Here is a 14096-nt window from a genome sequence, read left to right as displayed (position 1 = left end):
CGCGGGCGCCGTCGACGGGGAACTTTCCCTTGACTGGGAATCAGATTTTGCTTACCTTTGAGCCATAATTGGCGGGGTAACGATGGAGCAGAGGAAGTTGGCAGTGTCCGGCGACGACAAGGGGCGCACAAATGGCGTTGACAGCGTTGCGGCGCGCAAAGCGGACCACTTGGAGATCTGCTTGTCACAGGACGTGAGTTTCCGTGCGCTCACCACCGGGTTTGAGCAGATTCAGCTCCTGCACTGTGCGCTGCCTGAGGTGGCCTTAGAGAGGGTGGACACCGGTACCACCTTTCTCGGCAGGGCACTCTCCATGCCGCTGATGATTACCGGCATGACCGGCGGCTTTGCCCAGGCCGAAGAAGTGAACACGCGCCTTGCCCAGGCCTGCAAGAGCCAGCGCGTAGCCCTTGGCTTGGGCAGCCAACGGCAGCTCTTAGAGAACCAGCAGCACGTGCGCAGTTTCAGTGCGGTGCGCGAGGTGGCGCCGGATATTCCGTTGGTCGGGAACATCGGCGTGGCGCAGGTGGCGCAGAGGGGAGGACTTGGCGCAGTTGAGCGGATCATGCGCATGGTGGAGGTGGATGCCTTGGCCGTCCACCTCAACCCATTGCACGAGGCGCTGCAACCGGAGGGAGACACAGACTTTGGCGGCGTGCTGGCGGCCTTGCAGCAGCTTGTGGAGGAACTGCCGGTGCCGGTGATTGTCAAAGAGACCGGCGCAGGCATCTCCAAGGAAGTGGCGCAGCGCTTGGCAGACATTGGGGTGCGCTACATTGACGTCAGCGGGGCAGGTGGTACCTCGTGGGCTGCCGTGGAATACTACCGCGGGGCAGATCCTCGCCTTGCGGAGAAATTCTGGGACTGGGGCATTCCCACTGCCTTGTGTTTGCAGGAGCTCCGTTCCATTCCCGGCCTGCATCTCCTTGCCTCTGGCGGCGTCCGCGACGGGCTGGATGTGGCCAAGGCCTTGGCGCTTGGCGCCGAGATGGCCGGAGCTGCCGCACCCTTCCTGAGGGCTCTGTTCGGGAAGGAGGGGCCGACCGTCGAGGAGCTCATCTCCCAATGGCGCGAAGAGTTCCGCCTGGCTATGTTTCTGACCGGGTGTGCCGAGGTTGACCGGCTGCGCGAGGTGCGCTACTTCCTCAAAGGCCGATTCATGGAGGGCTGCTGAGGGTGGGAGTCCTCGAGGAGAAGGCCCGGGAACTGCGTGCCTTGTTAGCAAGGCCGCTGGCGGAAATCTGTGCACCGCAGGAACCGGGACTTCTCTACGAGCCAATGCGCTACCTGATCGACAGCGGCGGCAAGAGGATTCGCCCGTTGTTGGTCCTCCTTTCTGCGGAGGCGGTGGGCGGCCAGGTGGCAGCGGCCGTGCCGGCAGCAGTGGCGGTGGAGCTTCTGCACACCTTTACCCTGGTCCATGACGACATCATGGACCATGACGATACGCGGCGCGGTCGCCCCACCGTGCACGTCAAATGGGATGTGGGCACGGCCATACTGGCCGGAGACGGCCTGGTGGGCCTGTCCTATCGTGCGCTCCTCAGTCCGCCTTTGCCGCATCTGGCAGAGATGGCGCGGGTGTTCACGCAGGGGATCGTGGAAGTGTGCGAAGGCCAAGCTCTCGACAAGGAGTTTGAGTCCCGCCCGGCGGTGAGCATGGACGACTATCTGCTCATGGTTCGCAAAAAGACTGCGTGCCTACTGGCAACCTCGTGCGAACTGGGTGGACTGGCCGGCGGAGGGAGCAAAACAGAGGTGGCGGCGCTGCGCGAGTATGGCACTCATTTGGGCATCGCTTTTCAGGTGCAGGACGATTTGCTCGACCTTCTTTCGCCGGCGGCAGTCTCTGGAAAGCCGCGTGGGAGCGATCTGACGCAGGGGAAGAAGACCTTTCTGGTCGTGGCTGCGCAGCCCCTCATGTCCTCCGAACAGCGGGAGTGGCTCATGGCCCACTTCGGGAGGCCTCTGACCGGCGAGGAGTTGGATAGGGTGGAGGAGTTGTTCCGGAGATTGGGCGTCATTGCTCAAGCGGAGGCGTTGGTCCCAGCGGAGCTGCAGGCAGCGCGGGAGGCACTCTCCTCCTTGCGACCCTGTCCGGCGGTGGAGGCCCTTGCGGAGCTGAGCGAGCAGCTGGTGGCCCGGGTTGCATGACAGGCTGGGCTCGGTACCCAAGCTCGCGCAGTTTTGCGATTGATTCTTAGGCCGGAATTGCGTATAATTCAAGAGGCTGTTTGCGCGCAATGGCACCCCCTTCACAAGAAGTGTTGTTGATTTGTCTCATCGGGGGCGTGGTCGCCAGCGACACCACCGCTGCCTTCCAGGTGCTGATTTCCCATCCGCTGGTGGCATGCACGTTGGCTGGGCTTGTGCTCCACGACGTACCGATGGGGCTGACCATAGGCATACTGCTTGAGCTGCTCTGGCTGGCTGAAGTGCCGGTGGGCGGGGTGCGCGTCAGTGAGGGGAACGTGGGTGCCCTGGTGAGCGCCAGTGTGGCCATCTGGCTTGGTCGGGCGAGCAATCGTCCGGACGTGCAGCTCTTTGCGGCCGTCGCCTGGGGCGTGATGGTAGCCGTTATTGGCGGGTCCGTGGTTACCGGCTGCAGGCGTGCCAACGTCCTTCTCCTGCATCGGGCCGATGCTGCGGCGGCGCGCGGCGATGTGGCCGGGGTGGCCACCTGCCACGTGGTGGCTATGGCGCTCTCCTTTGCGGCCGGGGCGCTCCTGACCGCAGTCGCTACCGTGGTGGGCCTGTGGCTACTTTCCAAGGCAATCGCCGTTGTGCCCGCCTCCTGGGATGGGGCGTTCGGCTTCACACGCGCAATGCTCATCGGCGCAGGCGTCGGCGCCGTGTGCATGCTGCTCCTTTCGCGGAGGAATGTGTGGGCAGCGACTGCTGGTTTGGGAGCGGGTTTGCTTTACCTTTACCTGGCGTGAAGGTGCAAGGCGGCAGCCATGCATGAAGTGGTGCGAACCGGTGATCTCTGGCGGGTGTGGTGGCGCTCCTTTTTTATTCAGGGCTCATGGAATTTTGAGCGCATGCTCGCCTTGGGCTTCTGCTTTGCCATCCTCCCCATCGCCAGGAGGGTGGCCAGAACAGAAGAACAGCGCCGGGCCTTCCTGCAGCGCCACCTGCAGTTTTTCAACACCCATCCGTTTACCGCTGCGTGGGTGTTGGGCGCAGTGGCCAAGTTGGAGCAGCAGGCCGTGGCGCAGAACTGGACAGAGGATCGGCCAATTCGCCTGTTCAAAGAGCGGCTGTGTGGCCCCCTAGGCGCCATCGGCGACACGCTGTTTTGGTCCCGCGCCAAGCCCATAGCAGCCATGATAGGGGTCATTTTGGCGATGCATCTCGGCTGGTGGGGGGTGATAGCCTTCTTGCTGGTGTACAATGTGCCGCACTTGTGGTTCCGGGCTCATGTGTTGTTCCAAGGCTTTCGCGAGGGCTTTGATGTGGTCAGAAGGATCTCGGTGCGCAGGTTTCAGCCGTATGCCGATCGCTTAGCAACTGCCGGAGCGGGCATTGTCGGCCTTCTGCTGGCGAGCGGTGCCAAGTGGCTGGGGCCTGGCGCGGCCTCCTCCCTGGCGGTGGGTGCGGGCTCGGCGCTGCTTTCCTGTGCGGCGCTGCGCAGCGGCAAGGTCTCCGTACCGGCAGTGGTGCTCGCCCTCCTGGTGACTGGGGTGCTCTTGGGCGCGGCCATTGGCTGAACGATGGCCTGGGCCGCAAAGGAGAGTTGGCGCAACCGCCCATGATTGTCAAGCGGTTCACAATCAAGAACCAATTGGGGCTGCACGCGCGGCCGGCGGCCCTGTTTGTCAAGACCGCAGGCAAGTTCAAGTCGCAGGTCTATGTGTCCAAGAATGAAGACGGCCGCGAAGTCAACGGCAAGAGCATCATGGGCGTGATGACCTTGGCGGCGGAGATGGGCAGCACCATCACCGTCAGGGTCGATGGCGTGGATGAACAAGAGGCCATGGCGGCACTGGAGGAGCTGATAAGCGTGCGCACCTTCGATGAGCAGTAGGTTCTCACGGGAGGGGAGATGGGCGTGGGAGAAGTAGACCAGTCGAAACAGGAGCAGACGCTCCAAGGCATCGCCGCCTCACCGGGCATCGCCATCGGCAAGGCCTTTGTCCTGGGTGGGGACGTGGTGCACATCTTTCCGCGCGATCTGTCCGAGGAAGAGGTGCCTACCGAGATCGAGCGACTCAAGCGGGCGGTGGAACAGGCGCGACAAGAGCTGGAACGCATCCGCCACGAGGTGGGGAGAGACTTGGGCGAGGAGAGCGCCAAGGTCTTTGAGGCTCACCAGTTGATGCTGGAGGACGAGGTGGTCATCGACGAGACCATCCGTCGCATTCGCAGCGAGCGCAAGAACGCCGACCTGATCTTCTACGAAGTCATGCGGGCCATGCAGAGCTCGTTGGCCTCCGGCGGGGATGAATATCTGCGCGCCCGCGCTGCCGATGTGCGCGACGTGAAGCGTCGGGTCATCCGCCACATCCAGGGGCAGCGGCCGGACCACTTAGCCCCGCTGGCCGAGCCGGCGATCATCGTGGCCAGTGACCTTTCGCCGTCTGACACCGTCTCCCTGGACAAGGCAAAGGTGCTGGGGTTTGCCACCGACCTTGGTGGGCGCACTTCGCATGCGGCAATTCTCGCGCGCTCCCTGGAACTCCCCTCGGTGGTGGGCCTGCGCAGGATTTCGGCCGTGGTGCAGACCGGTGACATGATGATCCTGGACGGTCTGCGCGGCACCGTGGTCATCCACCCGTCGCCGGAGGTGATTGAGGAGTATCGTCGCCGGCGGGCGGAGTTTGCGCAACTGCAGCAGCGCCTGGAAAGGCTGCGGGAGCTGCCAGCGCGCACCTTGGATGGCAAAGACGTCGAGCTTTCAGCAAACATCGAGTTCCCGGAGGAGATCGACTCTGTGGTGGCCCACGGTGCGCAGGGGGTTGGCCTGTTCCGCACCGAGTACCTCTACCTTTCCGGCAAGGGCCTGCCCACTGAGGAGGAGCAGTACAACGCCTATCGCATGGTGGTAGAGGGTGTGGCTCCCAATCCGGTGATCATTCGCACCTTTGACTTGGGAGGCGACAAAATCGCAGAGGAGGGCAATGGTCAGCCGGAGGCGAACCCGTTTCTTGGCCGACGCGCCATTCGCATCTGCCTGGAGCATACCGAGCTCTTTAAGACGCAACTGCGGGCCATCCTGCGCGCCAGTGCGCATGGGCAGGCGCGCCTGCTGCTGCCGATGATCTCCTCCCTGGATGAGCTGCTGCAGGCCAAGAGGGTGATCGCCGAGGTCAAAAAGGAATTGGATGAGCAGGGTCTGGACTATGACCGCGACCTCGAGCTGGGCATCATGATCGAGGTGCCTTCTGCGGCGCTCACCGCCGACCAGCTGGCAGCCGAGGTGGATTTCCTGAGCATCGGCACCAACGACCTCATTCAGTACACCTTAGCGGCGGATCGGGGCAACCAGCGCGTGGCGCATCTGTTCGAGGCCTATCATCCTGCGGTGCTGCGCCTGATCAAACATGTGGTGGAAGCCGGTCACGAACGCGGCATCTGGGTGGGCATGTGTGGCGAGATGGCCAGCGACCCGCTGGCGGCCATGCTGCTGGTGGGCCTCGACCTGGACGAGCTCAGCGTCAGCCCCCTGGACCTGCCGCGTGTTAAGGAGATCGTGCGCGCCATTTCCTACGAAGACGCGCGAAAGGTAGCAGAGGAGGTGTTGCGCCTGCGCTCAGCTGCCGACATAAAGGCCTACCTCCAGGGGGTGATGCGGCAAAAGTTCCCGGACTTGCTGGAGGCCTCGTGAAGGGAGACAAGTCACAGAGCGGACCTGATTTCGCGCTAGACAGGGCGGGCATGCGGGAGATCATCGGCGCTTTCCACACGCAGCTTGCCGAGGGGTATCGACTCGGCCAGGGCGTTGCCGTGCCTGCCGACTATTCTCGCGTGCAGGTGGTAGTGTTCTTAGGCATGGGCGGCTCTGCTATCGGTGGCGACCTGCTCCGTTGCTACCTGTCCGACGTCATCAAGGTTCCCATCGTCGTCAACCGCGACTATGGCAACCCGGCCTTTGTCGGTCGCGACGCTCTGGTGATTGCCTCGAGCTACTCTGGGAACACCGAAGAGACGCTGTCGGCTTACCACGAGGCCAAAGAGCGTGGGGCAAAGCTTCTGTGCGTGACCTCCGGTGGCGAGCTCGCCAGGTGCGCCCAGGCAGACGACGTGCCGCAGGTGACCATTCCCCAGGGCTATCCGCCGCGCACGGCTTTGGCGTATCTGAGCATGCCCCCGCTGGCGGTGCTGGAAAAACTGGGACTGGTTCCTGCCCAGGAGCGGGCGATTGAGGAGGCGACTGGGCTGCTGGCCTCGCTGGCTGCCGAGTATGGCAAAGCCCAGCAGGGCAACGTGGCGCTCAGCGTGGCCGAGCGGCTCAAGGGTAAGTTACCCCTCGTCTACACGGCGAATGCCTTTGAGGTCGTCGGCATGCGCTGGCGGGGACAGCTTTCCGAAAACAGCAAGGTGCTCGCTTATAGCAGCACCCTGCCGGAAATGAACCACAATGAGATTGTCGGATGGGGGTTGTTAAAGCCGGTACAGCGGATGGTGCAGGTAGTGCTGTTGCGCGACAGCGGGGACCACGCGCGCGTGCAGGTGCGCATGGAGTTCATCAAGGAGTTCATCGCTCGCTACTCCAGCGCGCCGGTTGAACTTTTTGCCCAGGGCAGATCACGCCTGGCGCGCATCCTCTCGCTCATTCACCTCGGGGACTGGGTGAGCTACTACTTGGCGCTCTACAACGGCGTGGATCCCACCCCGGTGGAGAACATCGATCTGCTCAAGGAGCATTTGCACAAGTTGTAATCTTGTCGTCTGCAATTGCGGGGGATGCTGGTAATTCATGCGGCGAAAGGCAACTGACCAGGGAAGCAGGCGCCGCACTACACTTCACTTGCACAGGGAGAGAATACCCCATGGTTGATGGACTCTTCACCTCGGAGTCGGTGACCGAGGGCCATCCGGACAAGATCGCCGATCAGATTTCCGATGCGGTTCTGGACGCAGTGTTCGAGCAGGATCCTGTTGGTCGAGTTGCATGCGAGACCTTTGTCACCACCGGCCTTGCCTTGGTGGGCGGCGAGATTACCACGGACTGCTACGTGGACATCCCCACGTTGGTGCGCGAGGTCATCCGCACGATTGGCTACACGGACGCGCGCTACGGGTTTGACCACGCCACCTGCGCAGTCATCACCACCATTGACCAGCAGTCGCCGGACATTGCGCTCGGCGTGGATCGCGCCGGGGCGGGCGACCAAGGGATGATGTTCGGCTTTGCCATCAACGAGACGCCGGAGCTCATGCCCCTGCCCATCATGCTGGCCCATAAGCTGACGCGCAGGTCGGCCGAGGTGCGCAAGACCGGCAAGCTGCCCTACCTGCGGCCGGACGGCAAGTCGCAAGTCACTGTGCGCTATGCCGACGGCAAACCGGCGCGGGTCGAGGCAGTGGTGATCTCCGCGCAGCACGAACCAGATGTCTCCTACGACCAGCTTCGCGATGACATCATCGAGCACGTCATTTTGGCGACCATTCCGCCGTCCTTGATCCAGCCGGATGCCATCAGATACTATGTGAACCCGACTGGTCGCTTCGTAATCGGTGGCCCGCAAGGCGATACCGGCCTGACGGGCAGAAAAATCATCGTTGACACCTATGGCGGCTATGCGCGCCACGGGGGTGGGTGTTTTTCTGGCAAGGACCCCACCAAGGTCGATCGCTCGGCCTCGTACGCGGCGCGCTACGTGGCCAAGAACATCGTGGCCGCAGGCCTCGCGGACAAATGCGAGCTGCAGGTGGCCTACGCCATCGGCGTGGCGGAGCCGGTCTCCATTAGCGTTGACACCTTCGGCACAGGCAAGGTGCCGGATTCCCGCATCGTGGAACTGGTGCGTAAACACTTTGACCTGACTCCGGGCGGCATGATCGAGATGTTGGACTTGCGCCGACCAATCTACAGGGCGACTGCCGCATACGGGCACTTCGGGCGCTCCGAGAAGGAATTCACCTGGGAGCGCACCGACAAGGCCAAAGACCTGGCCAAGGACGCATGACCAACGGACGGAGGAGAGCGGTGGACTATGACGTCAAGGACTTGCGCTTAGCGGAGGAGGGCGTCCGGCGCATTGCCTGGGCTGACAACGACATGCCGGTGCTGCGGCTGATCCGCGAACGATTTGCCAAGGAAAAGCCCCTGCAAGGCAAGCGTCTTTCGGCATGCCTCCATGTCACTGCCGAGACGGCCAACCTCATGCGCACGCTTCAAGCAGGTGGCGCCGAAGTGGTGCTGTGCGCCTCCAATCCTCTGTCCACCCAGGACGACGTGGCGGCTGCCCTGGTGAGCAGCTATGGCATCCCCACCTTTGCCATCAAAGGCGAGGACAACGAGACCTACTATCGCCACATTCGCGCGGCGATTGCGCATGGGCCGGTCATCACCATGGATGACGGCGCCGATTTGGTTTCCACCATCCATTTCGATTACCCGGACCTCTGGCCCCAGGTCATGGGAAGTATGGAAGAGACCACCACAGGGGTGATCCGCCTGCGGGCTATGGAGCGCGACGGTGCATTGAAGTTCCCGGTCATCGCCGTCAATGACGCTCTCACCAAGAACCTGTTCGACAACCGCTACGGCACCGGACAGTCCACGGTGGATGGCCTGATCAGGGCAACCGATATCCTGCTGGCTGGAAAGACGGTAGTCGTGGCCGGCTACGGCTGGTGCGGCAAGGGCTTCTCGGCGCGCTGCAAAGGAATGGGCGCTAACGTGGTCATCACCGAGGTGGATCCCATCCGGGCCTTGGAGGCCGCCATGGATGGCTTCCGGGTCATGCCCATGGCCGAGGCCGCCAAGATCGGCGACCTCTTCTGCACGGTTACCGGCGACATCAACGTCATCCGCCCTGAGCACTTTGCCGTGATGAAAGACGGCGCCACCGTGGCCAATTCCGGCCACTTCAACGTGGAGATCGACATCCCTGGCCTGGAGGCGATGGCCGTGGAGTGTCGCAAAGGGGTGCGCCGCTTTGTGGATCAGTACGTGCTGGCTGACGGGCGCCGCATCAATTTGGTAGCAGAGGGGCGCCTGGTGAATTTGGCCGCAGCGGAGGGACATCCTGCCTCGGTGATGGATATGAGCTTTGCCACGCAAGCGCTGGCCGCCGAGTGGGTCGTGCAGAAGGCTGGCGCTTTGGAGGTGAAGGTGCACCGCGTGCCGCCGGAGATCGAGGACTGGATCGCCCGGCTCAAGCTGCAAACCATGGGCATCACCATCGACGAGCTGACCGAAGAGCAGCGCCAGTATCTGGCCTCCTGGGAGATGGGAACATGAGCAAGGCTGGTGCAGTCGGCAGGGGGAGGGTCCTGCTGGCCCTGTGCGTGCTTTCCGTGTTGTGGGCAGCGCCATGGGGTTGCGGCCGCAAGAACGAAGAGCGCGGTCAGGTGGCGCCAGAGGAGAGTGCCAGCTTCAAGAGTGACTACGCTGCCCTTTTCCAGCAGATTGGAGAGCTGCAGGAGCGGGTGCGCGCCAACCCCGCGGACCCCGAACTGCGCCGCGAATTGGTGATAGCCGCAGTCGATACGGCAGGGCGGCGCCTCTGGGCCACAGGGCGTGGGTTGGCCCCCAGCGGGGCAGCCAGCCGGCCGGCGGCCCTGCAGGCGGCCGAACGCGCCGCGTTGACCGATGCCTATCGCTGGGTTGCCCTGCTCCTGAAATGGAAGGATGACTACCGCACGCCGGATTTCGGCTCCGTGGAGGCAACGGTGCCCGGGGTGCAGATTGTGCACCGCGACACATCAGGCAACGAGGTGCGGCTGCTGGTGGAGGCTCCCCTGCGTTGAGAAACTTTCCGATTGCACAGGAGCGCAGTTTTTGCTACCTTTGTGCTGCTAATGGATGCGCAGAGAACAGATTCGTCCAGATGTTGCGTCGGGGTGATGGAGCTGCCGGTGGAAATGGAGAGGTCGGATAGGGTGAGATGAACACGCTGCCGATGCAGAGCAAACGTCGCTCCTTAGGCACACTGGTGGGGAATATCTTCGTCAAGACGCCGGACAGGCAGTTTGGTCCATTCAGCAAGCACGAGCTGCGCGAGATGGCCAGGAGCGGCAAGTTCACCGCCCGGGACCTGGTGTGGCATCCAGAACTCGAGGAGTGGGTGGAAGCTGCCAAACTGGCGGAGCTGCGCGAGATCTTCCCGGAGGCGGAGCCCTCTGCGCGCCAGCGGCGAGTGATCGCCGTGGGCAGTGGTAAAGGGGGCGTGGGCAAGACTGTGGTGACCGCCTCCCTGGGCGTGGGCTTGGCTGCCCTCGACTACCGCGTGGTGATGGTGGACGCCGACTTGGGCGGGGCCAACCTCCACACCTGCATGGGGATCATCGAGCCGCAATATACCTTTTTTGACTTTTACACCCTGCGCCGAGAGAGGTTAGAAGACATCATCCTGGACACGCCTGTGGAAAACCTGCAGATGATTAGCGGCGCATGCGGCACCCTCGGCTTGGCCAACCCGCGCTATTGGCAGAAGCTGAAGTTCATCAACCAATTGCGCGGCATCAATGCCGATTTCATCCTGTTAGACCTCGGTGCTGGCTCCAGCTACAACGTGATCGACTTCTTTTTGGCCAGTGACGAGGGCATCGTCGTCACTATCCCGGACCCGATGGCGGTGCAGGAGTGCTTCAATTTCCTCAAGGTGTGTCTCCTGCGCAAGCTGTACCTGACCTTCCGCAATGATGCGGAAGTGCTCAAGCTTTTGGAGCAGCACCAGCTTACCCAGGCGGGGCTCATGCGCACGCCGATGGAGGAACTTCTCAAGCAGGTGCAGCAGGTGGATGCGGCGGCTGGCGCCACCTTCGAGGCGGTGCTGGAGGGCTTTCGTCCTCGGCTGCTGCTGAACATGGTCTATGAACACGACGAGGTGCGCGACGGCTTGGCCATCAAAACTGCTGCGGCTGAGCTTCTCTCCATCGACGTGGACTATTTGGGCTACATCGAATACGACGAGAGCGTGCGCGAGTCCTCCAAGCGCCTGCGGCCGTTCATCCTCAACAATCCGCGCTCCAAGGCATCGCGCAGCTTTGCAAAGATCATCTCCCTCAAGATTCTGGGCAAGCAAGGCTGGGAAGGCAGACGCATCGGGCGCCGCATCCGCAAGGAGGCCAAAGAGAGCGCAGAGGAGTACCCGGAGCAAGCCCTGGAGGCGTCCGAGACCATCTGCTCGGTGCGTTGCTTCTACTGGGGCGACTGCGAGTATCAGAACGGTGGCCACCCCTGCAGTGTACGGCAGCTGGAACCTCTGTTCCGCCATCGCTGAAGCGAAACCGGGCTGCCATTGGAGCGCCGAGGCAGCCCCAAGTGGAGAAAATCTGATGAAGCTCCGACCCTTAGGCGACAAGATTCTCGTGCAACGAGTAGAGGAGCCGGCGCAGCGCGGCCCCATCGTGGTGCCGGACACGGCCAAGGAACGCCCGCAGCGCGGCAAGGTCATTGCCGTGGGCACGGGGCGCATCGACAAGCAAGGCAAGCGCATTCCGCCCAGCGTCAAGGTGGGTGACACCGTGCTATTTGCCAAATGGGCCGGAAACGAGTGGACTATTGAGGGCGAAGAGTACCTTTTCCTCACCGAGGACGAGATTCTGGCGGTTCTGTAGGAGGACTGCCGGAGCCGATACGTGGGCATTCGCGCGGCCGCCCTTCTCAGCTTTGGCGGCCTTTTTCTTGTCTCCCCCCACGGACACGCGTCGCCGGTCGGGGGAACACCTGCGGGCCTTCCCCGTCGGAAGGGGGTGCGAGGGACTTGAGACTGCCACTCGGCGGTGGGAGGCACGCCGCCGTCCTTGGCTGAACACTCGCCTGGGGGTCACGCCTCCATCGCCTGTTTTGCAACACTGCCCGCTGAGTACCAGCTACTTGGGCGGATCAGCCTCAGCGCGAGGCGACCCACAGCTTCCACAGGTGGCCAAATACCTGCTCAAGGGCAGGGCCTAAGAGTTCGGTGTGCGTGGTGGTCAGGTCGGCCTCGTTGTCGAACACCGCGTACGGGACCCGGTGCCCCTTGATAGTGATGAAATGCGGATCGGCGGCGCTCAATTCGTCCCAGTCGTTGGTCTTGTAGTAGTACTCCATCTTCTCGTCCGGGAGCGAATGGTAGAGGATCGAGTCCTCCATGCCGGGCCGGGCGCGCAGGCGATTCTTGCGCAGCGATTCCTCGTAGGAGACCTTGATGTAGACAATCCCGGCGCGCTTCAGAATGTCGTCGCTGAGGTAAGAAAAGGCCTCGCGGAAGCCATTCTTGCCCCCGCGCGCGAACTCGACAATGGCCGTGGTGTGCTCGTGGTAGGCCGGGTCTTTGGCCAACTTCTTGGCGTAGGCCAAGTTGATGCGTTCGATGAACAGGTTCCACACCCACTCGTCGGTGAAGTAGTAGCGCTCATCGGTCCACAGCCGCTTGCGCCCGTGGCGGCTCAGGATGTCGTCGATCTCGAAGGTCTCCCAGACGTAAGGGAAGTCGTCGATCTCCTCGAACTGGCCAATGTGGAAGCGGCGGATGCGCTCATTGACGTCCACTTTCTTGAGGAAGTCGATGACCTCCGACTTGCCAGCGGCCGGCCGGGCGATGAGGACGATGACGTCGAAGGTCGATTTTCCGCTGTGCTCCTGGCTCATGCTCAGCCTCCTTGAAGCTGCTTTTACCCTTTGATGGCCGATGACGGAACTGCCCGCCAAAGGCGCGTCATGAGGAAGGCGCCGATCACGGCAAAGCCCATGATGCTGTAGGCCCAGGCGCCCCAACCTAAGGTGTCCAGCAGCCTGCCCATGGCGAACCCGACGAAGCCGGCGGCCAGATACTGGCAGCCGTCCAGCATGCCGGTGGCGCTGGCTGCCCCTTTTCGCCCGCCAAAGTCCATGGAAGAGGTGCCCGACAAAATTCCGTGCACGCCGTTGATGAAAAAGTTGACCGTCACAATCAGAACTGCCGCTGCCCAGGGACTGCCTGCTTGGGCCAGCACAAACAGGAAGAGCACCTGCCCGCAGTAGAAGAGGAAGGCCACCGGCGGTCGTCGCGAACCAAACACCTTGTCCGACAGGAAGCCGCTCACAAAGCCGCCGGCAATTCCTGCCAGCGGGATGCCCGTGGAGACGAATCTGAAAATGGCCGTGTCTTTGCCTATCTGAAACACGTTGTCCAGGTACTTTGTCCACCAGGCGAGCACGCCGGAGCGCACAAAGCCGGTGCAAAACTCAGCCAAGGCGATAGTGATGAGGATGGGGTTGGTGAAAATCTTCTTGACGATGAAGCCCCAGTCCACCGGCGCGTCGTCGCCAAAGGAGGCGTCGTGCGTCTCCAGCTCCGGGAACCCGGCCTCCTGGGGTGTGTCCTTGAGAGCGAAAAGGTCGATGAGCGCCATGAAGGCAATCGCCGCCGATGGGATGAGAAACACATACTGCAGGGGCAAATGCACCAAGATGAACCCACCCACGCCATAGGCCAGGTAGTAGCCCCCTTGAATCATCGCCCCGAAAATGGCGCCAAACACCCCGCGCTCGCGCACATGAAACCAGTGGGCATTCACCTTGACGATGGAGATGGCGCCGAAGCTCTGGAAGTAGCTATTGACGGCAAAGAGCATGGCCATGGTGATGAGCACTTTGAAAGGCCAGCCGGACAGGCCCAACATCAGGCCGATGGCCAAGTTCATGGTCAGGGTGCCGGCGGCGCCGATGAGCATCGCCTTCTTGCCGCCGATCTTGTCGGTCAGAGGGCCGTTGAAGATGAGGCTGAGGGCATAGGTCCAGAAGCCGGCGGTGATAATCCAGCCTATCTGTTCATTACTCCAGCTGAATTGCTTGCACAGCTCCGGATTGGCATTGTACAGGTTGTAGCGGCCCATGTAGAACGTGGCGTAGGTCAGCCCCAAGGGGAACCAGTTGGCGAAGCGTCGCCGCCGGAACGCCCAGGAATGGCGGGGTGCCTCCTCATGTCTCTGCTCTGTCACCGCTCACTCTCTCCTTT

General features: G+C 62.4%; 14 protein-coding genes. 12 read left to right on the top strand and 2 right to left on the bottom strand.

The genetic code is table 11. The features are described from left to right. Window positions 1-82: 82 nt before the first annotated feature. The 12 genes from fni to NUW13_14715 all read left to right on the top strand — a co-directional run bounded on the left by fni (window position 83) and on the right by NUW13_14715 (window position 11733). Window positions 83-1174 (top strand): type 2 isopentenyl-diphosphate Delta-isomerase, encoded by a 1092-nt coding sequence (gene fni / locus NUW13_14770; protein MCR4440283.1) that lies wholly within the window; start codon window positions 83-85, stop codon window positions 1172-1174. 2 nt (window positions 1175-1176) lie between these two features. Beyond that, window positions 1177-2154, top strand: coding sequence for a polyprenyl synthetase family protein (locus NUW13_14765; protein ID MCR4440282.1), 978 nt, complete (start codon window positions 1177-1179; stop codon window positions 2152-2154). A 116-nt stretch (window positions 2155-2270) separates the two neighbouring features. Then, window positions 2271-2939 (top strand): PTS sugar transporter subunit IIC, encoded by a 669-nt coding sequence (locus NUW13_14760; GenBank protein ID MCR4440281.1) that lies wholly within the window; start codon window positions 2271-2273, stop codon window positions 2937-2939. An 18-nt stretch (window positions 2940-2957) separates the two neighbouring features. After that, entirely contained in the window at window positions 2958-3710 is a 753-nt protein-coding gene (locus NUW13_14755; GenBank protein MCR4440280.1) for a PTS system mannose/fructose/sorbose family transporter subunit IID, read from the top strand. A gap of 41 nt (window positions 3711-3751) precedes the next feature. Next, a complete protein-coding gene (locus NUW13_14750) occupies window positions 3752-4027 on the top strand; it encodes an HPr family phosphocarrier protein (GenBank protein ID MCR4440279.1) in 276 nt (91 codons plus the stop codon). 18 nt (window positions 4028-4045) lie between these two features. Then, complete coding sequence (gene ptsP / locus NUW13_14745; GenBank protein ID MCR4440278.1) at window positions 4046-5827, top strand: phosphoenolpyruvate--protein phosphotransferase; 1782 nt, start codon at window positions 4046-4048, stop codon at window positions 5825-5827. Continuing rightward, entirely contained in the window at window positions 5824-6882 is a 1059-nt protein-coding gene (locus NUW13_14740) for a bifunctional phosphoglucose/phosphomannose isomerase (GenBank protein ID MCR4440277.1), read from the top strand. Before ptsP ends, NUW13_14740 begins: the two co-directional genes overlap by 4 nt. A gap of 110 nt (window positions 6883-6992) precedes the next feature. Next, window positions 6993-8132: a methionine adenosyltransferase gene (gene metK / locus NUW13_14735; protein ID MCR4440276.1), complete on the top strand. Its 1140-nt coding sequence runs from the start codon at window positions 6993-6995 to the stop codon at window positions 8130-8132. Between the two features lie 20 nt (window positions 8133-8152). Beyond that, on the top strand, window positions 8153-9412 hold the full coding sequence (gene ahcY, locus NUW13_14730) for an adenosylhomocysteinase (protein MCR4440275.1): 1260 nt from the start codon (window positions 8153-8155) through the stop codon (window positions 9410-9412). After that, complete coding sequence (locus tag NUW13_14725; GenBank protein ID MCR4440274.1) at window positions 9409-9921, top strand: hypothetical protein; 513 nt, start codon at window positions 9409-9411, stop codon at window positions 9919-9921. The genes ahcY and NUW13_14725 overlap by 4 nt, the downstream gene beginning before the upstream one ends. 137 nt (window positions 9922-10058) lie before the next feature. Further along, window positions 10059-11396, top strand: a complete 1338-nt coding sequence (locus NUW13_14720; protein ID MCR4440273.1) for a P-loop NTPase — start codon at window positions 10059-10061, stop codon at window positions 11394-11396. A 55-nt stretch (window positions 11397-11451) separates the two neighbouring features. After that, entirely contained in the window at window positions 11452-11733 is a 282-nt protein-coding gene (locus NUW13_14715) for a co-chaperone GroES (protein MCR4440272.1), read from the top strand. A 274-nt stretch (window positions 11734-12007) separates the two neighbouring features. On the opposite strand, the gene NUW13_14710 is transcribed toward NUW13_14715, so the two are convergent. Both NUW13_14710 and NUW13_14705 read right to left on the bottom strand, forming a co-directional pair. Next, entirely contained in the window at window positions 12008-12748 is a 741-nt protein-coding gene (locus NUW13_14710; protein MCR4440271.1) for a hypothetical protein, read from the bottom strand. 23 nt (window positions 12749-12771) lie between these two features. Then, window positions 12772-14079, bottom strand: coding sequence for an MFS transporter (locus NUW13_14705; GenBank protein MCR4440270.1), 1308 nt, complete (start codon window positions 14077-14079; stop codon window positions 12772-12774). Window positions 14080-14096 lie beyond the last annotated feature (17 nt).

This window comes from candidate division KSB1 bacterium (assembly GCA_024655945.1).
Lineage (GTDB): Bacteria > Zhuqueibacterota > Zhuqueibacteria > JANLFK01 > Oleimicrobiaceae > Oleimicrobium.
The sequence above is the reverse complement of the archived record's forward strand: the minus strand, read 5'-3'. Positions and strand labels throughout refer to the sequence as shown.

Bases quoted from the DNA above. Each gene is read 5' to 3' on its own strand.
- fni (MCR4440283.1), top strand. From the start codon at position 83: ATGGAGCAGAGGAAGTTGGCAGTGTCCGGCGACGACAAGGGGCGCACA.
- NUW13_14755 (MCR4440280.1), top strand. From the start codon at position 2,958: ATGCATGAAGTGGTGCGAACCGGTGATCTCTGGCGGGTGTGGTGGCGC.
- NUW13_14750 (MCR4440279.1), top strand. From the start codon at position 3,752: ATGATTGTCAAGCGGTTCACAATCAAGAACCAATTGGGGCTGCACGCG.
- ptsP (MCR4440278.1), top strand. From the start codon at position 4,046: ATGGGCGTGGGAGAAGTAGACCAGTCGAAACAGGAGCAGACGCTCCAA.
- metK (MCR4440276.1), top strand. From the start codon at position 6,993: ATGGTTGATGGACTCTTCACCTCGGAGTCGGTGACCGAGGGCCATCCG.
- NUW13_14725 (MCR4440274.1), top strand. From the start codon at position 9,409: ATGAGCAAGGCTGGTGCAGTCGGCAGGGGGAGGGTCCTGCTGGCCCTG.
- NUW13_14720 (MCR4440273.1), top strand. From the start codon at position 10,059: ATGAACACGCTGCCGATGCAGAGCAAACGTCGCTCCTTAGGCACACTG.
- NUW13_14715 (MCR4440272.1), top strand. From the start codon at position 11,452: ATGAAGCTCCGACCCTTAGGCGACAAGATTCTCGTGCAACGAGTAGAG.
- NUW13_14710 (MCR4440271.1), bottom strand. From the start codon at position 12,748: ATGAGCCAGGAGCACAGCGGAAAATCGACCTTCGACGTCATCGTCCTC.